This is a genomic window from Streptomyces sp. B1866, from assembly GCF_031932565.1.
Taxonomy (GTDB): Bacteria; Actinomycetota; Actinomycetes; order Streptomycetales; family Streptomycetaceae; genus Streptomyces.
Genome location: NZ_JAVSCF010000071.1, coordinates 1 through 25,103, shown reverse-complemented (window position 1 = coordinate 25,103; position 25,103 = coordinate 1). Strand labels below are relative to the sequence as shown.

The 25,103-nt window shown below is 71.9% G+C and carries 26 protein-coding genes; 14 read left to right on the top strand and 12 right to left on the bottom strand.

The genetic code is table 11. The annotated features are described in order from the left end of the window. Positions 1-1,674 (top strand): multicopper oxidase domain-containing protein (locus RKE29_RS12640; RefSeq protein ID WP_312005291.1); only part of this gene is annotated, 1,674 nt, incomplete at its 5' end. Between the two features lie 90 nt (positions 1,675-1,764). On the opposite strand, the gene RKE29_RS12635 is transcribed toward RKE29_RS12640, so the two are convergent. The 4 genes from RKE29_RS12635 to RKE29_RS12620 form a co-directional block, all read right to left on the bottom strand. Continuing rightward, on the bottom strand, positions 1,765-4,893 hold the full coding sequence (locus RKE29_RS12635) for an NACHT domain-containing protein (RefSeq protein ID WP_312005290.1): 3,129 nt from the start codon (positions 4,891-4,893) through the stop codon (positions 1,765-1,767). 164 nt (positions 4,894-5,057) lie between these two features. Beyond that, positions 5,058-6,011 carry a squalene/phytoene synthase family protein gene (locus RKE29_RS12630; protein WP_312005289.1) on the bottom strand — a complete coding sequence of 318 codons (954 nt, stop codon included), beginning with the start codon at positions 6,009-6,011 and terminating at the stop codon, positions 5,058-5,060. Between the two features lie 355 nt (positions 6,012-6,366). Beyond that, positions 6,367-9,108: an AAA family ATPase gene (locus tag RKE29_RS12625; protein WP_312005288.1), complete on the bottom strand. Its 2,742-nt coding sequence runs from the start codon at positions 9,106-9,108 to the stop codon at positions 6,367-6,369. A 20-nt stretch (positions 9,109-9,128) separates the two neighbouring features. Next, positions 9,129-9,545, bottom strand: coding sequence for a hypothetical protein (locus tag RKE29_RS12620; RefSeq protein ID WP_312005287.1), 417 nt, complete (start codon positions 9,543-9,545; stop codon positions 9,129-9,131). 289 nt (positions 9,546-9,834) lie between these two features. Here RKE29_RS12620 and RKE29_RS12615 point away from each other — a divergent pair, with 289 nt between their 5' ends. Together RKE29_RS12615 and RKE29_RS12610 are read left to right on the top strand one after the other, a co-directional pair. After that, positions 9,835-10,428 carry a matrixin family metalloprotease gene (locus RKE29_RS12615; protein ID WP_312005286.1) on the top strand — a complete coding sequence of 198 codons (594 nt, stop codon included), beginning with the start codon at positions 9,835-9,837 and terminating at the stop codon, positions 10,426-10,428. A 2-nt stretch (positions 10,429-10,430) separates the two neighbouring features. Continuing rightward, the gene (locus tag RKE29_RS12610; RefSeq protein ID WP_312005285.1) at positions 10,431-10,877 is read left to right on the top strand and encodes a hypothetical protein; all 447 of its coding nucleotides are present in this window, start codon (positions 10,431-10,433) and stop codon (positions 10,875-10,877) included. A 1-nt stretch (position 10,878) separates the two neighbouring features. On the opposite strand, the gene RKE29_RS12605 is transcribed toward RKE29_RS12610, so the two are convergent. Beyond that, complete coding sequence (locus tag RKE29_RS12605) at positions 10,879-12,246, bottom strand: tetratricopeptide repeat protein (RefSeq protein ID WP_312005284.1); 1,368 nt, start codon at positions 12,244-12,246, stop codon at positions 10,879-10,881. Positions 12,247-12,388: 142 nt separating this feature from the next. Here RKE29_RS12605 and RKE29_RS12600 point away from each other — a divergent pair, with 142 nt between their 5' ends. The 6 genes from RKE29_RS12600 to RKE29_RS12575 all read left to right on the top strand — a co-directional run bounded on the left by RKE29_RS12600 (position 12,389) and on the right by RKE29_RS12575 (position 15,446). After that, positions 12,389-12,511 (top strand): hypothetical protein, encoded by a 123-nt coding sequence (locus RKE29_RS12600; protein WP_312005283.1) that lies wholly within the window; start codon positions 12,389-12,391, stop codon positions 12,509-12,511. Continuing rightward, positions 12,508-12,750 (top strand): hypothetical protein, encoded by a 243-nt coding sequence (locus tag RKE29_RS12595; protein WP_312005282.1) that lies wholly within the window; start codon positions 12,508-12,510, stop codon positions 12,748-12,750. The genes RKE29_RS12600 and RKE29_RS12595 overlap by 4 nt, the downstream gene beginning before the upstream one ends. Continuing rightward, complete coding sequence (locus RKE29_RS12590; protein WP_312005281.1) at positions 12,747-12,983, top strand: hypothetical protein; 237 nt, start codon at positions 12,747-12,749, stop codon at positions 12,981-12,983. The genes RKE29_RS12595 and RKE29_RS12590 overlap by 4 nt, the downstream gene beginning before the upstream one ends. A gap of 576 nt (positions 12,984-13,559) precedes the next feature. Next, complete coding sequence (locus tag RKE29_RS12585) at positions 13,560-14,702, top strand: Fic family protein (RefSeq protein WP_312005280.1); 1,143 nt, start codon at positions 13,560-13,562, stop codon at positions 14,700-14,702. Between the two features lie 55 nt (positions 14,703-14,757). After that, positions 14,758-15,015: a CopG family transcriptional regulator gene (locus RKE29_RS12580; protein ID WP_312005279.1), complete on the top strand. Its 258-nt coding sequence runs from the start codon at positions 14,758-14,760 to the stop codon at positions 15,013-15,015. Beyond that, the gene (locus RKE29_RS12575) at positions 15,012-15,446 is read left to right on the top strand and encodes a PIN domain-containing protein (RefSeq protein ID WP_312005278.1); all 435 of its coding nucleotides are present in this window, start codon (positions 15,012-15,014) and stop codon (positions 15,444-15,446) included. The genes RKE29_RS12580 and RKE29_RS12575 overlap by 4 nt, the downstream gene beginning before the upstream one ends. 174 nt (positions 15,447-15,620) lie before the next feature. Here RKE29_RS12575 and RKE29_RS12570 read toward each other — a convergent pair whose 3' ends face one another. Both RKE29_RS12570 and RKE29_RS12565 read right to left on the bottom strand, forming a co-directional pair. After that, entirely contained in the window at positions 15,621-16,214 is a 594-nt protein-coding gene (locus tag RKE29_RS12570) for a hemerythrin domain-containing protein (protein WP_312005277.1), read from the bottom strand. Between the two features lie 59 nt (positions 16,215-16,273). Next, positions 16,274-17,473: a hypothetical protein gene (locus RKE29_RS12565; RefSeq protein WP_312005276.1), complete on the bottom strand. Its 1,200-nt coding sequence runs from the start codon at positions 17,471-17,473 to the stop codon at positions 16,274-16,276. 495 nt (positions 17,474-17,968) lie between these two features. On the opposite strand from RKE29_RS12565, the gene RKE29_RS12560 reads away from it, so the two are divergent. Beyond that, positions 17,969-18,616 (top strand): hypothetical protein, encoded by a 648-nt coding sequence (locus RKE29_RS12560; protein WP_312005275.1) that lies wholly within the window; start codon positions 17,969-17,971, stop codon positions 18,614-18,616. A 179-nt stretch (positions 18,617-18,795) separates the two neighbouring features. Here RKE29_RS12560 and RKE29_RS12555 read toward each other — a convergent pair whose 3' ends face one another. The 5 genes from RKE29_RS12555 to RKE29_RS12535 form a co-directional block, all read right to left on the bottom strand. Beyond that, the gene (locus tag RKE29_RS12555) at positions 18,796-19,308 is read right to left on the bottom strand and encodes a methylated-DNA--[protein]-cysteine S-methyltransferase (protein ID WP_312005274.1); all 513 of its coding nucleotides are present in this window, start codon (positions 19,306-19,308) and stop codon (positions 18,796-18,798) included. 236 nt (positions 19,309-19,544) lie between these two features. Next, on the bottom strand, positions 19,545-20,474 hold the full coding sequence (locus RKE29_RS12550) for a L,D-transpeptidase (RefSeq protein WP_312005273.1): 930 nt from the start codon (positions 20,472-20,474) through the stop codon (positions 19,545-19,547). A gap of 438 nt (positions 20,475-20,912) precedes the next feature. Then, entirely contained in the window at positions 20,913-21,242 is a 330-nt protein-coding gene (locus RKE29_RS12545) for a hypothetical protein (RefSeq protein WP_312005272.1), read from the bottom strand. A 167-nt stretch (positions 21,243-21,409) separates the two neighbouring features. Further along, positions 21,410-21,934 (bottom strand): hypothetical protein, encoded by a 525-nt coding sequence (locus tag RKE29_RS12540; RefSeq protein ID WP_312005271.1) that lies wholly within the window; start codon positions 21,932-21,934, stop codon positions 21,410-21,412. A 169-nt stretch (positions 21,935-22,103) separates the two neighbouring features. After that, the gene (locus RKE29_RS12535; RefSeq protein WP_312005270.1) at positions 22,104-22,400 is read right to left on the bottom strand and encodes a hypothetical protein; all 297 of its coding nucleotides are present in this window, start codon (positions 22,398-22,400) and stop codon (positions 22,104-22,106) included. 462 nt (positions 22,401-22,862) lie between these two features. On the opposite strand from RKE29_RS12535, the gene RKE29_RS12530 reads away from it, so the two are divergent. The 4 genes from RKE29_RS12530 to RKE29_RS12515 all read left to right on the top strand — a co-directional run bounded on the left by RKE29_RS12530 (position 22,863) and on the right by RKE29_RS12515 (position 25,025). After that, positions 22,863-23,708 carry a helix-turn-helix transcriptional regulator gene (locus tag RKE29_RS12530; protein WP_312005269.1) on the top strand — a complete coding sequence of 282 codons (846 nt, stop codon included), beginning with the start codon at positions 22,863-22,865 and terminating at the stop codon, positions 23,706-23,708. Continuing rightward, a complete protein-coding gene (locus tag RKE29_RS12525) occupies positions 23,683-23,895 on the top strand; it encodes a DUF397 domain-containing protein (protein WP_312005268.1) in 213 nt (70 codons plus the stop codon). Before RKE29_RS12530 ends, RKE29_RS12525 begins: the two co-directional genes overlap by 26 nt. Positions 23,896-23,951: 56 nt before the next feature. Beyond that, entirely contained in the window at positions 23,952-24,140 is a 189-nt protein-coding gene (locus RKE29_RS12520) for a DUF397 domain-containing protein (protein ID WP_312005267.1), read from the top strand. A gap of 162 nt (positions 24,141-24,302) precedes the next feature. Beyond that, positions 24,303-25,025: a class I SAM-dependent methyltransferase gene (locus RKE29_RS12515; RefSeq protein WP_312005266.1), complete on the top strand. Its 723-nt coding sequence runs from the start codon at positions 24,303-24,305 to the stop codon at positions 25,023-25,025. Positions 25,026-25,103: the final 78 nt, after the last annotated feature.

Sequence of the window (25,103 nt, the reverse complement as noted above, 5' to 3'; positions counted from 1 at the left end):
GCCCCGCCCGCCCCGGCAGGCCGGTCGGGCCAGGCCGCCACCGGGACCTCCCGGCCGCCCGTCCCCGTCCGGCCGGGCCCCGGCGGCGCGGCCACCGGCACCCCGGCCCCCGTCCAGGCCGCCGTACTGCTGCGCAGCGAGACCCCGGCGCCCCGGCCGTACGAGGTGCCGCTGCCGATGCCGCCCGTCCTGAAACCCGTGCGCACCGACGCCACCACCGACTACTACGAGATCACGCAGCGCGCGGCGGACGTGCGCATCCTGCCCGGCCGGACCACGCCCGCGTGGACGTACGAGGGCACCTTCCCCGGGCCGACGCTGGTGTCCCGGTCCGGGCGGCGCACCGTGGTCCGGCACCGCAACGACCTGCCGCACCCGGTGGTGGTGCACCTGCACGGCGGCCACACGCCGCACGGCAGCGACGGCTACCCGACCTCGTACATCCTGCCCGCGAGCGGCACCGGCAACGGCTCGGTGAAAAGCTCGGCGAACGGGCACCACCACGCCACCCGAAGCCCGGTCCCCGCGACTCCCGGACACACCGGCGGCCACGGCGGAGGCGGCATGCCGGGCATGCCGGGCGGCGGCGGGGCTCCGGGCGAGACGACGGTATGGGAGCGCACGTACACGTATCCGATGAACCAGCGCGCCGCCACCCTCTGGTACCACGACCACCGCATGGACTTCACCGGCCCGGCCGTCTGGTTCGGGCTGGCGGGCTTCCACCTGGTGCACGACGACGAGGAGGACGCGCTGCCGCTGCCGCGCGGCGGCCGCGACCTGCCGCTGATGGTCTCCGACCGGTCGTTCACGGCCGACGGCAGGTTCGCCTACCCGGCCCTCGACCCCACCGGCCAGAAGCCCGGCGTGACCGACACCTACATGGAGGGCGTGCTGGGCGACGTGATCCTGGTCAACGGCGCGCCCTGGCCGGTCCACCAGGTGCGGCGGCTGCGCTACCGGCTGCGCCTGCTGAACAACTCCAACTCCCGCCACTACCGCCTGGCCCTGGACCCGCCGCCGCCCGGCGGCGGGGGCCTGGTGCAGATCGGCGGCGACGGCGGGCTGCTGGAGCGCCCGGTGCCGCACGACGCGCTGGACTTCGCCCCGGCCGAGCGGTTCGACGTGGTGGTGGACTTCGCCCGCTACCGGCCCGGCACCCGGGTCCGCCTGGTCAACCGGCTCGGCGCGGGCGGCACGGCGCACGTGATGCGGTTCGACGTGTCACCGTCCGCCAAGGCCCCGGCCGACGACACGCGCGTACCGCCGAAACTGTCCGCCATCCCCCGTCTCGACCCGGCCAAGGCGGTCCAGACCCGCAGCTTCCGCTTCCGCCGCTCCGGGGACGGCAGGGGCTGGGGCATCAACAGCCGCCCCTACGTGCCCGGCAACGCGCACGCGCGGATCAAGGGGGACACCACCGAGCTGTGGCGCATCGTCAGCGACTCCCAGCACCCGGTGCACGTGCACCTCAACCCCTTCCAGGTCGTCGGCCGCAACGGCCGCGCCCCCGGCCCGTACGACGCGGGCTGGAAGGACACGGTGAACCTGGACGCGGGCGAGTGGGTGGAGCTGGCGGTCCGCTTCACGGACTACCCGGGCCAGTACCTGATGCACTGCCACAACCTGGAGCACGAGGACATGGGCATGATGGGGGACTTCGTGGTGGAGTGAGCCCGGCCCCTGACGAAACGGGCTTGGGGCGGCTCACGGATCCCGGGCGGGCGGCCGGTGCGGGGTGATGCCGACCGCCCGGACGATCCATTACGGCTGGTTCGCGGCCTCGCACGGCTCGTCCGGGGCGGCTTGGGCGTGCGCCGGGAGATCCCACAGCCGGGTGACACCGTCCGTGGTGCTGGCTGCCAGCATGGTGCCGTCCGTGTTCAACGCCAGCGCGACGATGTCCCGGTAGCTCTGGAGCGGCGAGCCGACCGCATTCTCGGCCGCGTCCCACACCCGCACGGTGGTGCCGTTCGCGAGGGCGATCTGGTTGCCCGCGGCGTTCATTGCCACGGCCGTCGGCCTGACGGAAAGGGAGCCGATCTGCTTGCCCGTGCAGGCGTTGCTCACCATGACGCCGGGCTCCGCGGTGGCGAGGTGCGTGCCATCGGCGTTCAGGCCCAGGGCAATACCGTCAGACCGCATCTGAGCAGTCTGGACGCCGGTTTCCGTATTCCATACCGAGATGGTCAGGTGCTCCGCGTCGTATTTTCTGATGGCTAAATAAATGCCACCGAAGCCCAAGGCGGCATAACCCACGCCCTCAATGACCCGACCGGGGAGGTGCACGGCCGACCGTTCCTGCGGCCGGGCTCCTACTCGTCCCAGTACCCGCACGTCGTTGGGCATGTATCCGGCGACTGCCACCAGCGTTCCGTCCTTGCGCACCGCCAGCTCGGCCTCATACCCCAGAAGCCCGACCCTGCCGCTTCGGCTCTTGAACTCCGAGCCGTCGCGGGTGTCCCACTGCCGCACCACGTTGTCGATGCCGAGCGTGACAAAGGTCCCTCCGTCCGGGCTGAAGGCCATCGCCTTGAGCCTGCCGGTGAGCATGACGTCCCGCGAGGTGTCCGGCGACAGGGCGCGGTCCACCACGAGGCCGGACGCCACCAGGACGGCGGCGGCGACCGCGGCCTGGATGCGGCGGCGCCGCACGGTCACGGCTCGGGGAACCGGTGCGCGGTCCCGGGCCAGCGACCGGCCGGCGAGCCGTTCCTGAAGTCGGATGTGCCGGAACTGGTACGCGCCGGCGGACTGCCGGAGCAACTGGCGGTCCCGGGCGTCGCCCAGGAACCGGGCGAGCCGCCAGGGCAGTTTCCCCTGGACGGCAAGGACCAGGTGGAGCAGTACGAACCTGGGCCAGGCCCTGGTCAGCAGGAAGAGCAGGGCGAAGACCGCCCCGGGCAGCAGGGTGGTGGCGGCGCTTGCCAGGGGCGTGCTGTAGGCGCCCAGCTGGGCGGCGTTCCGGGCGACGACATCGCTCGGGAGAGGCGTGCCGAGCCCATGGTCGCGCGCGAGGAGCACCAGGAACCCGCAGGAGACGGCGAGGATCTTCAGGGGCAGCACGGTGGCGCCGACGACCGCCCCGGCAGTCAGGGCCCCGGCCACGGAGGACACGCGGTCCTGGCGCAGGAGGCCGAGCGGACCGGCCCGCGTGGAGCGCTCCGGCGGGGCGTCGAGCCAGTCGTGCACGGCAAAGCCCAGACCGAGCGTGACGGCCGCCCCCGTCCCTTCGGCGATGAACCAGCAGTAGTTGACGATCACCGAGTCGGACCAACTACCGGTGAGGGTGGTGACGACGGCCGCGGTGGCCAGCACGGGCACCACCAGGACGGCGGTCAGGGCGAACCCGGTGCGGAAACCACGGAGCAGCCGACCCCGGGAACCGCGCAGGGTGAACGACAGCCTGCCGGGAGGCCGGTCCGGGGCCGCGTACCAGGTGAGCATCGTCAGGACCGCACAGCCGGAACCCATGTACGCACTGGGCCGAAGGGCATCGCTGCCGGGTTCCATGACGACCACGACCACGGCCACGGCGATCATGGCCGTCAGGCCCGCCCCGATGCTGAGTGCCAGCCCGGTCCAGCGGGACAGCAGCCGCCGGCTCATGAGCCACCACGCCAGGTCGCGCTCGCGGTGCCGGTGGAGGTAGGTCGCCAGGTACGTCAGCCACTTCTCGGCCCGCTCGGCCTCGCGCTGCCAGCTGTCGTCGGCCTGCTGCCCGCCGCTGCCCGGCAGCGGCGCGTAGGCCGCCGGGATGACGTGGTCGACGAGGTGGTCCTCCACCGCGTGCCGACTGTCGAAGTCGAGGAGTTCGCGCGGGTCCCGGTCGCAGTGCCGGTAGACGGTCCGGGCCAGGGAGAGCGCCAGCGGGGTGGACAGCGCGGCGGCCACCTCTCCGGCGGGATGCGCCGCCATGTGCGCGTACACCGGCTCCCAGTCGACGCCGGGAGGCCAGCTCACCTCGCGCAGGTAGGCGGTGGCGTCCGGCACGGACACCGGGGCCAGTTCCACCACCGGTGCGCGGTGCAGTACCGGCGAGCCGCCCTCGATCACGTCCTCGTACTCGGCCGACCGGCAGGTGAGTACGACTCCGCGGCCGTCGTCGCACGCCTCGTTGATGGCGCGTACCGCGCCGCGGCGGGCCGCCTCGGGCATCTCGTCCAGGCCGTCCAGGACCGGCAGCAGCAGGTTTCCGGCCAGCAGCCGCCGTGGGACGTGCGGCCGGCCGCCGTAGTAGGCGGTGGCCAGCGTGTCCACGATCCAGTCGTTCAGCGACTCGCTGACGGGATCCCAGGTGGAGACCGTCAGCAGCACCGGCACCGGTGCCCGCGGCGGGCGGTCGGCGAGCAGTCCCAGGGTGAGCATGGCGGCCAGCACGGTCTTGCCCGCGCCCGGTTCTCCCAGCACCACCAGTCGGCCGCTGGGCACCCGCCGGTACCCCTCCGCCAACCGTACGGCGGCGGCGTCGAAACCGCCGTCCAGTCGGCCGTCGAGGGACAGCCGCAGGATGCGTGCCCCGACCGGGCCGACGACGCTGTCCGGTGGCCCGGCCACGGGCCGGCCGGTGGCCGACCAGGTCAGCGGGATCACCCGCGGGTTGCGTAAGCGCCGGGCGGTGACCTCCTCCTCCCACTGCGCCCGTACGGTCGCCGCCAGGTCCGCCAGCTCCGCCGTCTCCCGTGGCGGCGGCAGCGGCGGGAGAAGCTGGACCAGTGATATCGCCAGTCCGGCCAGCCCGGTGAACAGGCCGCCCACACCGATCAGTTGTTCAGTCGCGCCGCCACGGGAGTTCCACAGCGCCAGGCCGATGCCGAGGGACGCCAGCGTCAGCACGGCGAGCAGGCACAGACGAACCCACCGACGCCGCACGTGCTCCGGGAGTCGTATCACCTACATGAGGATGCCGGGTGCAATCGTCCCCTGGTCGCGAAAATGCGCTTCCGCGCAACGATGCGCCCGTCAGGCCGGTCGGCCCCTGTCGGCTGGCGGCGGCTTCGTGCCGGTCTTCGTACGCCAGGTCCACGCTTCCGCCCCGGCGGCATCCGACCCACCGCTCACCACTGCCGCCGGGCCCGCCGCCGCTCCCGCAGCAGCACGCGGGCGGTCGCGGGCAGCGGCGGCCGGGCCGAGCCGCGCAGCAGGCCGGTGCCCTTGGCGGCGGCGGCCCCGGCCGTCAGGTCCTCGATCTGGATCATGGCCCGGAACAGCGCCCGCCCCTCGGGCGGCACCAGGCCGACCAGCTTCCGGCTCTCCGCCAGCGAGGCGCGCGCCCGGTCCAGCTCGTGCGCGAGCAGCCCGCGCACGCCCGGCGTGTCCCGGCCGTTCTCCAGGTCCGCGCGCGAGACGCCGTACGCGTCGAGGGTGTCCTGCGGGATGGCCAGCCGCCCCTCCTCCAGGTCCTCGGCGAGGTCGTTGACGAAGTCGAGCCGCTGGCTGCCGTCGATGTACGCGCGGCAGGTCTCCAGGTACCCGTCCGGCGAGTGGTCCCCGACGATCGCGTCCACGATGAGCAGGAAGGCGGGGAGCGCGTACTGGTCGATGTACGCCTGGTAGTCCGCCTCGTCGGCGAATCCGGCGAAGTCCATGTCGGTGGCCGCCGCGCCCAGGAAGGTCTCCACCCGGTCGCGCAGCACGGGCCGCGCGGCGATGGTGTGCAGCAGCGGCCGCAAGTCCGGGTTGTCGCTCTCCCCGGTGGCAAGCCCCTCGCGGACCTGCTTCTCCCACCGCGCGTAAACGGCGGCCCGCTCGTCCTTGGGCNGCTTCTCCCACCGCGCGTAAACGGCGGCCCGCTCGTCCTTGGGCCCGCTGTCCAGCAGGCCGTCGGTGCGGTGCATGAAGGCGGTCACGGCGATCACGTACGGCAGCACCGGCCGGGGCAGCAGCACCCGCACCGCAAGGTACGAACTGGGCCGGTACCCCGCCACCAGCTTCCGCTGCCGCCCGTACTCCACCCGCAGCCCGGGCTCCCGCACCCCGGCCGCGTCCAGCGCCCTGTCCCACACACCCACCGGCCGTCCTCCTCCGTCTCGGCGGCCACGGCGGCGGAGGGACCCCCGGCCGGAGCGGCACACGACTGCACCACCGTAGAGGCTGCATCCGGCGCGCGGGTTGCCTTAGGCGCCAATCGGCCGGGCAGACGCCGGGGCCGCGGCCCGTAGACACCCGGCTGCCCCGGCCCGGTGATCGCCCTGACGGGGACGGCCACGGCGGCCAGACGCGCGTGCGGCGTCGCGGCCGGCGAGGCTGACGGGGCAGGCCGGGCGGCGCGGTACGGCCACGGCGGGCGAGCGGGCAGGGCGCCGCACAGCGCCGACAGCCGGATCCGTACCGCACCGCGAGTCCGCCGACAGGTGGCCTCCGGCGTCAGGGGGACCGCACGACCCGCGCCCGGCCCCGGGTGCGGAACCCCAGGGCGTGACGGTAGATCTCCGGGAGCCGGTATCGGCCGTCGGGGTCCTTGGCCAGCGCTCCGGCCTCCTCCAGCACCGCGATGCCCTCGGCGTCCAAGCCGACCTCGGCCGAGTCGAACGGCATGAGCACCTCTGAGGAGAATCGGCTGAGGCCATCCAGGAGCCTGCCGAGCCTGGAGTCCTCCTCCGCGATCTCCCGGATCTTTTCCCTGCTGCACTCGGCCAGCGCCCGGCGCATTGCCGTGGGAACCAGCAGCCGGTCCGTCCGGTCGTCCCTCACCGACAGCCGCGCGGCCTCACTCAGGAAGCGCACCACGTCGCGGGCCTGGACCTGTTCGTTGAAATCAGCGAGAGCGGCGGGCACCCATCGGTCGGTCCCCGCCTCCCGCGAACGGTCGGACCCGAGCTTGGCGCCCCACACAGGCAGCAGGGCGCGGGAGATGTCGTCGGCGTCGAGGTCCGTCAGGTCGCGCTCCGGCACCTCCACGACCTGGGCCGTCACCGCCACCCACAGCGCCAGCCGGAGGGCTTCCCGGGCATCCCAGCGCAACGCGTACGGCTTGTACCGGTCCAGGAACTGGCCGAGGTTCTGCCGGATGGCCGCGCTCGCCAGGTCCCGGCGTACGAAGACGACCAACCCGAGCGGACTGCCGCGCAGAGACCGCAGCCGGGTCGGCACGTCGATGAGAAGCGATCGCAGCGCCACGCGCTTGGCCTCGGAGTCGATCGTCTGGAAAAAGTCCTCCAGGCCGTCGATGACGAAGAGTGCGGGCCTCCTTCCGAGTTGCTGAAGGATCTCAGTCGGCCCAGCCCAGGTGGCCGCCTCCCGTTCGCCGGCAGCCAGAGCCAGGCAGGCCAGCCACTTGGCCGTCCAGTAATCCTGGTCCTGCGCGTCCTCGCCGCTCAGCCCGTCCCTGAGCCACTGGCGGATGTCCTCGCGGGACGCGCCGTCACCTCCTGCCACCCGGTCCCGGAGTTCCTGCGGTCCGGCGGCCCTGGGCGTGCCGGAGAACTGGTCGATGTTGTCCGGGTCGAGGACGGGAACGACGGGCGCGGTGGCCTGCGCGGGTCCCGTCGGCGCCCCGGCGCTCTTCGCGAACTCACCCCAGGTGCCCGCCACGCACAGCCTGGCATAGGTGAAGGTCTTCCCCGCGCCCTTGGCTCCCACCACCACCGAGACCGGCAGCGCGGTGTGATGGTCGCCGACCAGTCTGCGCAGCGGCTCGGTGGACAGAAAACCAAGGCCGCTGTCCAGACCGCTGCGCTCGGCGAAAACCAGCGAGGACGCCCGATCGTGCAGCTTCCGCCGCCCCTCCTCCACATCCACGCCGACACCGGCGCCAAGGGCAGGCAGCTGCTGGGGTTCCCTGCCCGGGGCCAACTGCTCCAGCCGGTCGCCCAGGCCGCAGCGGCGCACCACCGCGACGACCTCCCGCCAGCTCCGCGGCAGTGCCAGCAGCTCGTCCCGGAAGGGGCTGATCAGCGCCTCCGTGAGCACCTGGGTGTCCACCACGAATTCCTCAACCGCCTCCTGGCCCTGAGCACCGTGGGCGTCGGCAGCTCCGTACAGCGCCCGGGAGAGAGACCTGCGGGCCGCGGCGACCTCGGCGCTGTGCACGTCGTCCCAGAACTGGGTGAGGATCGCCGCAGGGGCGGGGTCCCGGCCGAGCAGGGCCGGGGCCTTCGCCCCGAGCTGCCGGATCATGCGCCTGGTGCCGTCCAGGGACTGGCTGCTCAGCGTGGTGACGAACACCCGCTGCACACGAGGGTCCAGCAGGACCGGCGCCGACAGCTCGGAGGCGCCGGCCCGCAGGTCCATGATCACGGTGTCGAGTCCGCAGGCACCGGCCACCTCGGCCAGCGACTCGGTGAGGAAGTACGCGGGCCGGTCATGCGTCAGCAGATCGATCGGCTCGATACGGGGCGGGCCGAGCCGGTTCCGGCGGCCGACCGGCAGCACCGCCAGGCGCCCGCTGCCGTGGGATACCGCAACGTACTGGCCCGCGATGTACTCGGCGACCATGTCGGCCACCGGGCGGGTGTCCCCGTCGGTGGTGCCGTGCAGAAGAGCCAGGACGTCCTCGTACCCGATGTCGCACGGCGACCCCTGCGCCTGATGCATCCACGTGATGCCCGGCGCCTCCAGGTCCGCGTCGACCAGCAGCACTCCGTGCCCCTTGCGGGCGAGTTCGTCGGCGAGGGCGACCGCGTGGACGGTGCGCCCCACCCCGCCCTTGAAAGAGTGGAAGGCGATCACCTGCACGTCACCGGGGAAGCGGTCCTGTTTCGGCCTTGTTAGTGGCCGCGTCAGCTCCGCCGTCGTCCGGCGCTCCGCCAGGCGCGGGGTGCGCCGTCCCGGCTGGTGATCGACCGCGGGCAGCAGGACGACGGGGATGCCTTCCGCCCCCAGGCCGCCGGGCCGGTCCAGCGCGAGCACCAGCCGCCCCGTGTCGACTCCGACAGAGCCGAGACCGAACGCTTCATCCAGCCAGGCGCGCGCCTTGTCCTCCGTGGTGCCGGGCAGCACGGTCAGTTCCAGGTGGTCCCACCAGGCGTCGGCTTCCAGCAGCCACTCCGGCCACCGGTCGGCGGCGGCCAGGCTCACCAGGTGCTCGTCCACGTCGACCCAGGTGAACAGGTGGGCTGGAGGGGCGATGCTGGGGGCATCGATGTCACCGTCGGCATGACCCTGCACGCTCTCGCCTCCGTTCATGGCTACTTCCGGGACTCCGAGATCAACATACGCAGGCCCGCGATCGCCCGCTTCTCCCCTTCTGACTCCAGGTCCGCACCGTAGCGCCATGCCTGGTGCAGAGCGTGCGACTCGACCTGCGGCGGCCGGGCCTGCCCCTCCTTCACCCGCTTGCAGGCACTCACCGCGTCCTGGAAGCGCCTGGGCAGCCGTAACTCCTTGGCGAGTGCCCGTAGGTCATGGCTACGCAACCCGTCAGGCAGTTGGGCGGTGCTCTGCGCTTTGACGGCCGCCAGAACTTCCGCCTTCAGACCGCACTCGGCGCTGTAGAACAGCAGCAGTCCCGCGGTGACCTGATCACCGCCGCTCGCCGCCTCTTCCCCCCGAGCCTCTAACCGGTCCCGGCTGCGCCGGAGTTGCCCCACCCGTACATCGACCATCCCCGGATGGTAGCGGCGCGAACGGGACTGTCCTGACATCCTTGCCGACCGGGCTTCGGGTGGGTGCGCCCTCCGCTCAAGAGGCGCGCAAAGCCATCGCGACGCGCCTCGGCCACCTGCGTCGGGACGCGGGCTCCGGCGTGCGCCAGCGCGGCGTGGCCCACCTGGACGCGCGGGACCCGCCAACCACGCGCCCCCGTTACCGTACGACAACTGACACACACCGTCGGTAATCTCTCCCTGGCGAACGGTAGTGCCGCCGAGTCCACTCGACACGGGAGGACGCCAGATGTCCCGGACCACCGGTTCCCTGCCGTTAGCCGCGGCCTGCGCGGCGACCGTACTGCTCGCCGTGCCCACCCCCGCCCACGGCGCCCCCGCCGCGCGCCCGGCCAAGTGCACCGACGACCACGGCCGCATGCGCGACTCGCGCGGTCGCTCCTCGGTGGACGGTCACGAGATCCGCTGGGAGGACGAGACCCGATTCGACGACGCGCGGAAGTACGCCACCAAGGTGTGGACCTCCAGTGGCCTGACCAAGGTCAAACTCAAGCCGGACGCCTGGGACACGATCGCGGATCTTCAGTGGCGGGACACGAATACCACATCAGGAAAATGGCGCAACATCTTCGGGAAATGGGAACCGCACACCGGCGCTGACTCCATATATCTCAACCGCGCCTATCTCGACAATGGCAGGAACCACGGAAACGACCGAGACCGCCGCAAGGTCGCCGCACACGAACTGGGGCACGCCCTGGGCTTCTGTCACAAAAGCGCGAACTGGTACTTCACGCTGATGGAAGCGGAACACCAGTATCTGCCGAACGATGGCAAACCGACCAGCCAGGACCGCAAAAACTATCACGCCTTGTGGGGCTAATCATGAACAAGACCTGGGTAGCGGCAGGCTCCGCCGCCGCCGCGCTCGTGCTCACCGTAGGGGGATGGCTCGGCTACCAGGCGTGGAACAGCTCGCCTGGGGCCGCCGGGGAGTCGCTGGCGGCCTACGACGGCAATGACGTGAACCAGGTCGCACGCTATGCCGACCAGGTTTTCGAGGCCACCGTCTTGTCCCGAGGGATCACCAAAGCAGACGACGACTTCACCTCGGACTCCTACGGCGTGCGGGTCACCACGCCCCTCAAAGGCACCCCCGGGAAGCAGCCGACGCTGTGGCTGGAGCACGGCACCGCAAGCCTCACCACCGGCAAGAAGTACATCTTCGCCACCACGCCGCTGGACGACGGCGGACTGTGGCAGCTGACCGAGACCGTGCCGGACGACGCCACGGCCACGACGCTGCGCGCCTGGCGGGACGCCGTCCACTGATTCAGCGCACGGCGCGCGGTTTCCTGTCCTGACGGGGCCAGAGCGACGGCGGGACCACCGTGCGGGCGCGCTCGGCGAGGGCCCTCGCGGTGCGGTTGCCGAGGTGCGGGCCGATGCGGGAGAGCATGGTGGACATCGCCTTGTCCGACCCGCCGGATCGGGCCAGCGGGTAGTCGTCCAGCACCGCACCCCAGGTGGCACACGCCTCCTCCAGGTGACCGGCCTCGTACAGGCGCTCGGCGAGGTGGCTGTTGTCCACAACCCGGTCGCGACGACGAACCTGCGGGCGCAGTCGGTCCATTTTCTTCAGGCTGTCGATCGCACCCGCCACGTCCTTGGCGTAGTACTTGACGTAAGAGAGCACATGCATGTGCCCCGTCGGGCTGTACGCTCCGTACAGCCTTTCGGCGGGTCCAGCCTTACCCAAGGCCGTGTCCGCTTCCTGGAAATGCGCGAGGGCCGCCCTACGATCGCCGATCTGAGCGGCTGCGGCGGCCTGTCCACCCGCGATGAACGCACGCATACGAGACTCCAATCGGCGCGAGTCGTCAGCAGCCGCATCGGCCAGTCGCATGGCCTGCTCTCCGTGATCGAGCATCAGGGCTTGGCGGCTCATGGTGCGTAGAGTCGCGCTGTAGGCGGCCCGATCGCCAGCGACTCCGGCCAGTTCCAGAGATTTCAGCCAGTATTTCTGCGCCAGACCGTGCAACTCGTCATCCGCTGCCATGTATCCCGTGAAATAGCAGAGGCTCGACGCCGCTGAGAACATCTCCTTGCGTACCTCTTCCGGCCCTTGGGCCCGCAGGTACGGGGCGACCGTGTCGACCAGGAAAGCGGCTGCCGCCGGGCGCGCGTGTCGGCCGCCGAACTTGTGGTCCATATCCGAGAACTGAGCGGTCATGGTGGTGACGACCTCAACATCGGAAATTCCGATACGCCGGACTTTGCCGGACTGCACGAATTCCGCCCGACCCGCGAGGTCGTCCATTCCGGGAATCGCGATCGTTAAGCTGTAGAGGCTGGCCTGGAGGGTGGTGCGGCGCGAGGGGTCCATATCTCTCCGTCCCAGATCGACCAACTCCTCCAGAATATCCGCACAGGCGTTCGGCTCGCCGGTCGGCGCGGGGAACCCCATGTCGGCGTACGTCACCGGGCGGCCGAGCCCCCGGGCGAACGCCTCCCGGATCAGCGGGCGGACCTGCTCGCGCGGCACGCTTCCGGCGAGCCAGTGGCTGACGGACGGCTGGGCGTACCGCAGCCGCGTTCTGGCCTCGGTCCCGACGCGGTTGACCTCCCGGGCGAGTCTGGACTCGCTCCACCCGACCGCCCGCAAGAGCGCCGCCAACGCGGCGTTCGGCTGCTTGGCCACGATCCGATCCCCTGCCCCTCGCGCCAGCTGATGCCTCTAATGCCCTGAGCGTCCTGACAGCCATGCCGTCATCCGTCACGGCCCGGTTACCTATTGCACACGAAGCCGCCGCTCAGCGGAGAGCGCAGCAGGAGGTTCCCCCGTGAGGATGAATCAGACGCCGTCGATTGACCCGTACGCGGTCGCCGTACGGCCTGGGCCGTACGTCCGCTGGACCGTCCCGGAGGGCCACCGGGCCGTCTGCCCCCGGGAGTTGGACGCGTGAGCGCGCAGAAGCGCGGCGGCTCCGGCTTCGTGCCGCGGCCGGGGGATCTGGTGACGGACACGGCACGGGGCCAGGTGGGGATCGCGCGGGCGTGGGACGGCAGGCGCGTCACGCTCAAGGACCCGGCCGGACAGGACCTGTGGACCACCACCGAGTTCCGCAAGCCGACGGCCTGGGAGACGCTGCGGGCGCGGCTGGCCGAGGAGAACCACGACAGCAGTCGGCGGTGGCCGCGGTGAACACGGCACTCCTGGCATGGCTCGACGCATGGGCCTTCCGGTGGCGGGTGTGGTGGGAGCTGCACGGCCAGTGGACTGTGCCGGTGCGGCTGCTCAGCCCCCGGCGTCGGCGGGTGCACGCGCTGGTCGAGGCGCTGTGCGCGGCCGAGACGTACGCGGCTGAGGCGGACGGCGAGCGGGCGCTGCCGGCCGAGATCTTCGGGCCGCGGGCCGGGCGGCGGGGTGGGGCGTGAGGAGGCTGCGAGGGCGGGGGCGGCACCGGCGGCCGTCGGGTGGCCCGGGCGGTGCCGTGTATCTGTGGGAGAACGTGCGGGCCGCGGCCGTCTTTGCCGGGCTGCTGGCCCTGTACGCGGGGGTGGTGCTGGTCGCGGTCTGGAGCGATCCGTATCCGTGACCTGACGAGGAAACCTGACGAGGAAACCTGACGAGGAAACCTGACGAGGAAACCTGACGAGGAAACCTGACGAGGAAACCTGACGAAGACCTCACGAAGAACCTGACGAGGCTCCCGGCCGGGAGGTGTGCGCCGCCCTCCGGCCGGGGACCCACCGTCCCTCGGCGGGGCGCGGGGGACGCGGGCCGTTGCCTGACGCCCGCGTCTCCCGCCCCGCCTGCCCGTACCGCGCGGCGCGTCGCTGGGAACGCGGCGGTGCGGCGGGCGCCGCCGAGCCCCCGTAGGCGGCGAGGGACGACGGGGAGAGGAGGGGCGCCGGGACGGCCACGCAGGAGCCGCCCGGCGCCCCCGGCGAAGCCGCGCTCCGACCCCCGGCCACCTTGACACAATAATCGTGTCATGGTGGCATGACGGTATGCTGTACACGACGCCCGTCCTGGACGCCGACGACCACCGGGTGCTCCAGGAGATCCAGGCCATGCGCGGGCGGCTGCGCCACCTGCTCCGGGCGCAACCGCGCTGGACCGGGCAGCTGCGGCGCAACCTGACCGCGCGGGCCATCGCCGGGTCGAACACGATCGAGGGCTACGCCGCGACCGTCGACGACGTCGAGGCGCTGCTGACCGGCGAGGAACCGCTGGAGACGGCGGACCGCACCCGCGTGGAGCTGGAGGGCTACCAGCGGGCGATGACCTACATCCAGGCCCTGGCCGACGCCGGGGACGGCTTCCGGTACGACGCGGGGCTGCTCAACGGGCTGCACTTCATGATGCAGGGCCACCACCTGGACAAGCGGCCGGGCCGGTGGCGAGACGGGCCGGTGTACGTCACCAGCCCCGACGACCCGCTCGTGGCCGCCTACACCGCCCCGCCCGCCGAGGACGTGCCCGCGCTCATGGGCGAGCTGATCGACTGGCTCAACGACGGCGATCTGGACGCCCCCGTGCACGTACGGGCGTCGATGGCCCATCTGAACCTGGTCAACGTCCACCCGTGGAAGGACGGCAACGGGCGCATGTCCCGCGCCCTGTCCACGCTGGTGTTCGCCCGCGAAGCGGTCATGCCGCCGGAGTTCTCCTCCGTCGAGGAATGGCTCGGCCGCGGGCAGAACACCTACGGCTACTACCGCGTCCTCCAGCAGGTCGGCGGCCCCCACTGGAGCCCGGAGCGCGACACGCACGCCTGGATCCGCTTCTGCCTGGAGGCCCACCACCGCCAGGCCCAGCAGGCCCAGCGGCGCACCGACCTGCTCGCCCGGGCCTGGATCCACCTGGGCGAGGAGGCGGCGCGGGACGGGCTTGACGAGCGGGTCGTCTTCGCGCTGCTGCCCGCCTTCTGGGGCTCGAAGGTCCGCCGCACCGTCTACCAGCGGGACGCCGAACTGTCCGACCAGCAGGCCATCCGGGACATCCGCGAGCTGGTCCGCAGGGGCTGGCTCACCGCGCACGGCCAGGCCCGCGCCCGTACGTACGCCGCCGGTCCGCGCATGGCGCCCGCGCAGGAGGCGGTCCGGCAGTCGGTGGAGCCGTACGCCGAGCCGTACGGGCCCCGGGGCTGACGGGCGGCGGGCGAGGCGGCCTCGCAGCCTGGTATGGCAGCGGTACCATACGTTTATGACGATGAAACGCACCACGGTCTACTTGGACGAGGCCGACCTGCGCGACCTGAAGGACACCGCGATGCGCCGTGGTCTGAGCGAGGCCGAGCTGATCCGCGAAGGGGTCCGCCTCGCCATCGCGCGCAGCCGCACGTGGGACGAGCCGGCGGGCCTTCCCCTGCTCGACAGCGGTGAGCCGGGCTTCGCCGAGCGCGCGGACGACATCCTGCGGGAGTCCGGTTTCGGCGCCCACGGTGAGGGCCCGGCCGGGTGATCGTCATCGCCGACACCTCCGGGATCATCGCCTCGGTGGACCGGAGCAGCCCCGCGCACGCCGCCGCGCGGAACGTCATGAACACCGCGAGTCTCGTCGTGATCGCACCCCCGGTCTTCGCCGAGTTGGACCACCTCGTGGGCGGGCGCTTCGGCAAGCGGGCGGCGGGAGCGCTGACCGACCAGCTTCTGGCCCACGCGCGGGCAGGCCGCTACGCGGTGGCCGAGTGCGGGGCCGAGGTTCTCTCCGACGCGAGAACCGTGCAGCAGCGGTACGGCGATCTCCAACTCGACCTGACCGACGCGGTGCTCGCCGTCACCGCGCGGGAGTATGCGACGGACGCCGTGCTGACGCTGGACCGCAAGGACTTCCGCACGATCAGGCCGCTGTCCGGCCACGTCGCGTACCGGGTGCTTCCCGACGACCTGTAGGGCACCGAGGACGCCGGGGAACGACCGCGGGCGGCCCCTGCCGGTTCGGGGGCCGCCCGCGTCATCGCCGCTCCGCGCGGGCCGTACGTTCGGCGCGGGCCGTGCGTTCGGGGCCGTACGTAACCGTCCGCACGCGCGGGGCGCGCGTACCGCGCGCGCCGCGGTCCGTGCCGCTCAGCCGTCCCTGCGCATGGCGCCCATGGCCTTCCGGACGGTGTCGCGGGCCCGGTCCATCACGGCCGCCATCGGGCCGAGCGCCAGGTTCTTCCCCCGCGTCTCCACGCCGGGGTGCGGGTGGGTCGGGGCCGTGGCCTCGGCCGCCCTGACCGCCTTGGCCATGGTCGCCAGGCGGCGCGGGTCGGTGCGGCGGCGCAGCTGGGCGAACTCGTAGCGCTCCTCGGCACGCGCGTGCCGCGTCACGTCGTCGCGCAGCTTCAGCAGCAGCGGCATGAACTCCGGGTCGTCGGTGTCCATGCCGTCCAGGCGGCTCAACAGCTCCTTGGCCTCGCGCTCTTCCGCCAGGCGGTCGTCGGCCACCTGCTCGCCGCCGTCGAAGGCTCTGCGCACCGCCGGGTGGACGATCTCCTCCTCCGCCGTCTCGTGGACGGCCAGCAGGCGCACCAGGCGGCGGAAGGCGTCGCGGCGGGCGTCGCCGGTGGTGCGTTCGACCTCGTCGAAGAGGTTGCGGATGTCGCCGTGCTGGCGCATCAGCAGGGCGACCACGTCGTCCTGACCGCCGACGGCGTCGCTTCGGGCTTCCTGTGTCACGGTGTTCTCCGTTTCGGCGGCGCGGGTCCTCGCGCCTTGCTGTGCCAGGACGTGGGGAATCAGCGCACGCGCAGGGACGGCACCGGGTGCTCGCCCTCGCTCTCCACCCGGTACTCGCCGCCGAGCATGTCGCGGTGCTGGTCGATGACCCGCTCGCTCGGCGGCTGGTCGCCGTTGTTCAGCTTCGCCTGCATGGCCTCGAACCGCTCGTGGGCCTCGCGCACGTAGCCCGCGCCGAGCGTGGTGAGGTCCATCTGGGCGTCGAGCAGTTCGCGGACGTAACCCTTGTTGGGCTCGAAGGTCAGCGCGTCGGGCAGCTCGGGGGCGCAGACCTGCTCCGGCTCGCGGCCGTCGTGGCGGCGCAGGAGGTCGCAGGCGATGCGCAGGTGCTCCAGCTCCATGTTCAGGTGCAGTTCCCAGATGGCCTTCACCTTGGGATCCGGCTCCTGCCGCATGAAGGAGTGGTAGAGGTAGCACTCGTTGTACTCGTGGTTGACCAGCTGCTCCCACCAGGTCTCGCCGGGGTCGACCAGCGACTCGTAGTGGGTGACGTGCTCCTCCTCGATGAGCCCGATCTCCTGGTAGAGCTGGCGGGCGATGGGCTCCATGTACTCCGGGCCGACGTTGCAGTAGAAGTTCATGGTCTGCTGCTCGGCCGCCATGATCGTCAGCGCGTGCAGCTTCGACAGCGGCGCGGCCTGGGTCCGGTCGTACGGCTCGCGGACGTTGTCGACCGGGTCGCGGTGGTGGAACTTCGTCGGGCGGCCCGGCATGACCTCGGTCAGCCCCTGGACGACCTCCTCCGCCTTACGGTGCTCGATCATCTCGTACAGGTTCGCGTACCGGTAGAGGTGGTCGAAGTCCTCCAGGACGCCGAACTGGTACGCCTGCTTCAGGTACGGGTCGGGCTCCATGCGCGCGACCCACGCCGTGAGGTCGACCGCCACCTGCTCGTACGCCAGGGTCGTCTCCAGCACCGAGGACACCCCGGGCAGCAGCCAGTTCACGGCCTTCTGCTGCTGCGACTCGATGGCGCGGGTGGCGGCGAGCTGGCGCTTGACGTCCATGTCCGGACAGTGCCGGGCCATGTGGTGGCTGAACCAGACGGCCTCCATCTCGATGCCGTTCATGGCGATGATCCGGCAGCGGGTGTACGGGTCGCAGTGGTCGGGGTCGATCGGGGGGACGTCGAGTTCGCGCCAGGTGCGCAGCTGGCGGTCCATCGGGATGCCCCGGTGCTCCAGGGGGTTGAACGGCATGCGGGCTCCTTCGGGCTTCTGCGGGCTGGTCCTGCGGGCTTCTGCGGGCTGGTCCTGCGGCTCCCGCGGTTCCGCGGGGCTCCCGCGCGGGGTTGCGGGGCTCCCGCGCGGGGTGCGGGTCCCGGGGGGCGAGTGCCCCCGGGGGTCTGCGGGTGCCGCGGGCGCCGCGGGTCCTGGGGGTTTCGCGGACCTCCGCGAGGTCCCACGGGGGCGGGAAACACCACCGCAGTACCCGGCGCATTCCCCCTACACCTGTGTTTTCCCGATATTTCCGCCGCCTGGCGGAACCCGACCGAGCCCGAGGCCGCCGGGCGTGACATACGCCATTTCGGCGATATCAGGTCACCAGGTAACGTGTCCGCTTCTGACGTACGTACCGCCGCCCCGCGCGGGTGAGGTGAAGCCCCGGCTGGACGGCCTGAGGCGACCGCGCCGCGGTACGGCCCCGTACGCACCGTCGCCCGTGACGCACCGGCCCGGAAGGAGGCGGCCTCGATGCACGTTGACCTGTCGCCCGTCATAGCGGCCACCGCCTATTGGCTGATACGCGCCTACCCGGCCACCGACGGGACCATGAACGCCGCGCTCGCCGAGGCCCAGGCCCGGCAGGCGGTGACGGTGGCGGCCTGGCTGCGGTACCCGACGGCGACGGACGCGGCGCTGGTGGCCATCGCCGGGCCGGGCGGCTCGGCGCGCCTCGACCGGCTGCTCGCGGCGGGCTCCTTCGGCTACGAGGCGGGAGCGGCCTCCGGGCCGGGAGCGGCCTCCGGCTCCGCGCCGGGCTCCGGCGCCCGGATCCCCCACCAGGCCACGGACGGCGGTGACGGCCCGGGCCCGGGCGGCGCGGGCCCCGGCGGCGCGGACCACGCCTGGCGCACCTGGGTGGACGAGGTCGTGGCGAGCTGGGCGGCGTGCCTGCTCGCCTTCCCCGCCCTGGCCGCGGCGGCCGTGGCGGCGCTGGCCGACTGCGAGCACGCCACGGCGGCGCCGGTCGACTTCCGTCGACTGACCGCCCCGGACGCGTACGACCAGCGGGCGGCCGTGCTGCTGCGCCACCCGGACCTGGTCGCGCCCGTCGCGGACCTGCACCAGCCGCAGCTGCTGCGGCGCCTGCACGGCGACCCGGTGGGCACGGCGGGCTGACCGGCGAGCACGTCGCGCACTGCGGGCGCGGTGGGCACGGCGGGCGCGGTGGGTCGAAGGGCCCGGGTGCGGGCCCTGTCGCAGGCAGAGTCCTGCTCCGGCTCCTGGGGTCCGGCTCCCGCCCCGGGGTCCTGCTCCGGGTCCCGCTCCGGCCCCGCCGACCGGTCCGCCTTCGCCTCCTACCCCCGCGCGACCGCCTCGGCGCCGCGCCGCTCGAAGTCCAGCAGCCGCCGCTTGCGGTCCAGCCCGCCGCCGTAGCCGGTCAGGTCGCCGGTGGAGCCGACGACCCGGTGGCAGGGGACGACGATGCCGACCGGGTTCCTGCCGTTGGCCAGGCCCACGGCGCGGGCGGCGGTCGGGCGCCCGATCCGGTCGGCCAGTTCGCCGTACGAGACCGTGCGGCCGTACGGGATCTCCCGCAGCGCCGCCCACACCGTCTGCTGGAACGGCGTGCCCAGCAGCCTCAGCGGCAGGTCGAAGCTGTGCCGCCGCCCGTCGAAGTACTCGCCGAGCTGGTCGCGCGCCGCGCCGAACGGCCGCTCGTCCCGCTCGCCGAAGGACTCCTCCGGCGGCCGGTGGCGCTGCCCCACCATGTACAGACCGGCGAGCTGACCGTCGGCGGCCACCAGCGTCAGCGGCCCGTACGGGCTGTCCATGACGGTGTGCACGCGGTGCGGTGCGGGGGCGGTCATCGGGCGTCCTTCCGTTCCATCCGTGCGGTTCCCGGGCCCGTGGTCCCGGCCCGTCGCGGACCCGGGAGCGCCCGGGCCCGCCGTGGGTCCGGGACCGCCCGGCGCCGGGGCGCGGGGCGCGCGGGCCCACCGCTTGAGTATCGGCCCGCCCGGCCCGCGCGTTCTGGCGGGAATCCGACATGGGCCTGGTACGGCGGGGAGCCCCGGCCCCCGCCCGTCCGGCCCCCACCTCCGGTCTACAGCGCGCTGCCCGCCTGCCACCGGCTCCAGTCGACATTCCAGTCGCCGTAGCCGTTGCCCGGCGCGACGGTCTCCTTCGAGCCCACGACCTTCACGATGTCGCCGGGGATGACCTCCTCGTAGAACCGCCGCGCGGTGCCGTCGGTGGCCAGGCCCACGCAGCCGTGCGTGACGTTGCCGCGTCCGGCGTAGATGTTGGCGTTCGGGTTCTCGTGGAGGTACGTGCCGGAGGTGGTGAGGTGGACGGCGTAGCGGTACCAGCCCCGGTAGCTGTCGGAGATGTTGACCGTACGGGAGTCCATGAGCACCTTCTGCTGCTTGTCCATCACGACCATGGTCCCGTTCCAGGTGTCGAGCCCGGGACGGCCCGCGGTGATGGGCACGCGGCGCGTGGTGCCGTCCTTGACGACGGTCATCGTGTGCGTGCGCACGTCCACGGTCGCCACCAGCGAACGGCCGACGCTGAAGTGCCGTACGGTCTGCGACCCGACGTGCACGGTCACGCGCGTGCCCGGCTTCCACGGCTCGCGCGGGCGGTAGTCGACGCGCCCGCCGTCGTACAGGTTGCGGTCCTTCACCCAGCTCCACGAGCCGGTGGTGCCCGGGTCGGCGGTCACCCGCAACCGCCGCTCGACGGCGGCCCGTTCGGCGGCGGGCACCGGGTGGTCGAAGGTCAGGGATATCGGCATGCCGACCCCGACGGTCTGGCCCTCGGCCACGTTGACGTGCACGCCCTTGAGCGCGGCCGGGTCCGGCGGCGGCGTGGGCCGGGCCGTCGCCGAGGGCTTCGGCTTCCTCGGATTCGCGTCCGCGGGCGCCTCGTCGGCCTGCGCCGAGCAGCCCACCAGGACGAGCGCGCCCACGACGGCCGCTCCCCACACGCCGACGGTGCGCTTGGCGCGCTTGGTCATGACACCCGCGGTCATCGGGTCCCCCCTTGTTGTGCTGTGCTCCGATGTACGTACGTGGTACGCGCGGGCCACCGGTTCCGGTTGCGGCTGTCGCGGAACTGTTGCGGACGGCCGCGCGCAGGACGCCCTGGCCGCCTCGCCTCAGCCCCCGCCGTCCGCCCCCGCGCGCGGCCGCCAGGCGCCGTCACCGCCGTACGGCCGCGCTCGCGGGCGGCGCGGCCTGGTAGACGCCGCGCCCTTACGCGGACCGGTCCCAGGGTCCGGCCGGGAGGGTGTCCCCAGACTCCCGGCCGGACCGTCTCGGGGGTGGCCCGGCCCGCGCCGTACCGCCACCGGACAGGATGCCAGCGCGGTGGTACGGGCGGGTCGGGCCGTGGGGCGGGCGGGGCTGGCCTTGGCCATGTCCGGCACGGGGGATTGCCGGTGTGGGGCCAGCCGTTGCCCGCCCCGGTCTCAGGGACGCGGGGGCGGCGGCAGGAGGGGTACGTTCCGGACGTGGTGGCAGCGCTGTCCCGCGCGGGCTTCGGAGAGCTTGACCCGGCGTGCGGCGCCGCAGGTCGTGCACCGGCACGACCAGGCCACCGACGCCCGCCCCGGATAGGACTCGATCGGCTCGTACCCGGCCTCCAGCATCTCCGCCGTCGCCTCGGCGGGCGTGACGGGCGGGTGGCGGCGCCGGTCCCAGCCCGGCCGCGCCGCGCTCGCCTCCGGGGGCACCGGTACGGGCTCGGACTGACCGGTCGCGTCGTCGCCACCGGTCAGGGGCGCGGGCCCACCGACCAACAGGCCCAGGCTGACCGCCACCTTACGGTGGCAGCGGCAGGCGCACCGGCCGCCGTGGCACAAGGCGTGTGCCTCTCTGAGGCCGCCCGGCCGCACCGCCGCCACACACTGCGCCGACAACCACGCCCCGCCTCCGCCACCAGCCGGAGACGGCCCCGGGATACGGGTCACGCACGCCCTCCCTTCACGCACCGCAACCCGCCCCCAGGCCCGCCGCCGCTACCCGAGGCGGCCAGCAACGCACCCCGGGCCTCGGCGACCTCCACCAGGGCGGCCAGGCACTCCACCAGCCGGGCCAGCACGTACCGCATCTGGAAGGCCTCGGCGTTACCGGTGATGAACAGGTCCTCGGTGTGCCCGAGCAGCACCCGGGCCATCTCCACCCGCGCCGCCTCACCGGGGTCCAGCCGCTCCAGCCGCTTGCCCCGCATCTCGGCGACCCGCACCACATGGACCAGCGCCCACACCAGCCGCACCGCCCCCGCCCGCAGCCGCCCGCCGTCCACGCGGACACCCGAGGCGAGCCACACCCGCGCCGCCCCCAGCACGCTGCGCGCGGCCAGCACCTGCGCGTCCTCCCACGCATCCGCCAACACCCCCACCGGCCCGAGGCCGTGGCCGTCCGGAGCCGGGACGGTGTAACAGGGGGTGCCGTCCACCGTGGACCACGGCAGCGGGACCAGGCCGCTCACCGGTCCGCCTCCGGGCCGGTGGCCTTCGCCTGGCACCGGGGGCACTCGCACCGAGGCCACTCACACGACACCGGAGCGAACGAACGACCCGGCTCACCCCGCACGGAGCACGAGCAGACCTCGGAACGTTGGCCGGTCTCCGGGTTCAGCCGGTAGACCCGGATGGTCATCATCGCCATGCCCAGTCACCCCCCGGAACGGCCCCCGCCCGCGCGACCTGAACGCCGTGGATCCGACGCGGGCCGACGTCGATCCCGTACGCGGCCAGCGAGGCCGCCCACCGCCGACGCCGCTGCACCCGCCGCTCCGCCCGGGTGGCCCGCCGCCGCGCGGCCAACTCCCGCTCCCGCTCGGCCACCTTCCGCTCATGCGCGATCAAGAACGGCCGCACCAACGGGGTGTCCACCGACCAGAACACCTCATCCGCCGGTACCGCTTCCGCCTTGGGTAACGCCATCATCGGCACGTCCGCTCCGCCCACACCGGGCGCCGGAACGGCCGCTCGCGGCGCCGTACCGGGCACGGAACCCGCCCGGTGTCGGCCGCGCGTTCGGCGGCCGAAAATCCGCCTCACGCACGCGGCCAAGGCCGCTGTAAGGTCTGCCATTGTCGTCAGCTCCTTGAAAGCTGGTGGCCATGCCCCCGGGCCGCGCGCAGAGCGGTTGCGGGGGTCTCTGTCATGTCCCCGGCGCTCGCCCCCCGCGTTTCCGTGCCGCAGGAGGCGAGGGGTCTCCGGGCCCGGCAAGCGGGAGGCGAGCGTGACCGGCCGCGCGCAGGATGAGACGACACGGCCGACCGTCCCCCGCCCGCACCGGGCCCGGCCCTGACGAGCCTCGGTGAGGCGGGGGTTACCACTCTCGGCGCTCGGGGATAGCCTCACCAGGGGATACGTGGGTCCAACTGGCAGTTGGGGACGGTGGTTTGTTCGATGACCGAACGTGAGGACTGCGCACGGCAGACTTCGATACAGCGTGTGTTAGCGAAGGAGGTTGGCCGCTGGCGGAGTCGTCAAGGGCTATCGATTCGCGAACTCGCCGAAAAGGCACACTTCAAACACTCGTACGTCGGCCGGGTGGAGCGTGGCGAACAAATGCCGTCCGAAAAGTTGGCCGAATGCCTTGACGTAGCGCTGGAGACCGGAGGCACCTTTTCGGACATCTTGGATGCTGCACTCGCCGGGACCATCCAAGAGTACAGCCGCAAGTCGGCAGCGCAGGAAGCCAAGGCAGAGCGGATTCAAGTCGCGCGCAGCAGCACCGTTCCAGCTTTGTTGCAGACTCCGGATTACGCGCGAGCCCTGTACCGCGTAGATGACCCCAAGGCGCCCACCGAAGAGGTGGAACGGGACGTGGCTGACCGCATGGACCGCAAAAAGGTCCTTGAGCGCGAAGACCCCCCACTATACTGGGCCATCATGGATGAGGCCGTACTTAAGCGGCCGATCGGCGGAACAAGTACAATGCTGGGCCAGCTGTCCCACATCCTGAAGGCATCCGAAAATCGCCGCATTACCATTCAGATCGTTCCGTTCGAGTCCGGAGAGTACGCCATGATGGGCGGAAGCTTGACGCTTCTCACATCTCCATCCGGCTTGACTGTCGCGTACGTGGAAAGCTTCGGATCGGGCGAGCTGGTGGAGTCGGCCAAAAGAGTCGTTCAGCTTACTCACCGATTCGACTCCGTTCGACGCCTGGCGTTGAGCGAACCCGAATCTTTGGAAATGGTCAAAAAATATCTGGAGGCTTACCGTGGCAAGGAATCTCAAGCCCAATGACATCGAGTGGCGAAAGTCCAGTTACTGCGGCGGACTCGAAAATGAATGCGTGGAAGTTGCTGACGGCCCCTCGGATATCGCCCGCGTCCGCGACAGCAAAAATCCGGGCGGACCCATTCTCGCGTTCCCCGCGGAAAATTGGAGCTCTTTCGTAGAGGCCATTAAAGAGGAAGAGAACCACCGCTAATCCGTGCCGCGTCCACCGGTAAGGAATTCTCGCCCACGCATGGAAAGGGGTCGGAAATGGACACCACTCACGAGCGCTGGTTCAAATCGAGCTACAGCGGCGGGCTTGAAAACAATTGCGTAGAGGTCGCCGATGCGCTCGACATCGTTCCCGTCAGGGACAGCAAGAACCTGGGCCCGGTTGTCGCCTTTTCAGCCCCACGGTGGATGGAATTCATCGCGGCTCTGAAGACCGAAGAGTTCTAAGAGGCCATCTTCCACCTCTGGGAGCGCCGAACCGGGACTTCACAGGCCGCCCTCCGTGAGGACCACGGAGGGCGGCCTGCTTGCACGCCGGGCCCAGAACGGCACAGAGCCCAGGTGGCGGGAAGCAGTTGGACACGTAGATCCTGAAGGGATGGGCTCGCAATGGACGCGATGCGGAATGCGCCGTGGGACAGGTACTGGTCGGATCTTCCCGTGGTGGCGGGGGAGGCGCCCTGGGACGCCAGCCCGAAGGCCGTTGTCCTGCATCAACTGACAACGTTCCTCGACCACTTCGACCGGACTCTCCCGACCGCCGACCTCGGGTGCGGGACCGGGCGGCAGACCGCCGCTCTGGCCACGGTGTTCGACCGGGTCTTCGGCCTGGACGTCTCGGACGCCGCCCTGAACGCGGCAGAGCGCCTGAGCCCGGCACCGAACGTCCGTTACCACCGGCTCGACGCGTGCGACCCGGAAGCGGCCGCCGCCTTCCACCACGACCACGGCGACATGAACGTGTACGTCCGGGGTCTCTTCCACCAGCTCGGCAGCGACAGGGTCGATGCCGCAGGCCGGAGCCTGGCCCGGCTGGCGGGTGCACGCGGACGGGTCTTCCTGATCGAGTTCCCGGCGCAGTCGCCGGATCTCAGCCGGTTGACGAGCAGCGTCAAGGGCGTCCCGCCGAAACTTCAGCGGGTGCTCGACGCCGGAATCGTCCCCGGCCAACTCGGCGACGGCGAACTGAAGGACGTCCTCACCAGGTCGGGATTCCAGATCGTCGACTCCGGAGTCATCCAGGACGAGACCACGATGCTCGACTCCGACGGCGCACCCGTACCGCTGCTACAGGACTACGTACTGGCCCAGCCGACAGGCGAGAACATGTGACGACCCGGGCCAGCCAGAAATAAGACGAAGAGGTCGGCCTTCGCGAGGTCCTTCTCCTCGACCGGGCCAGCCAGGTAC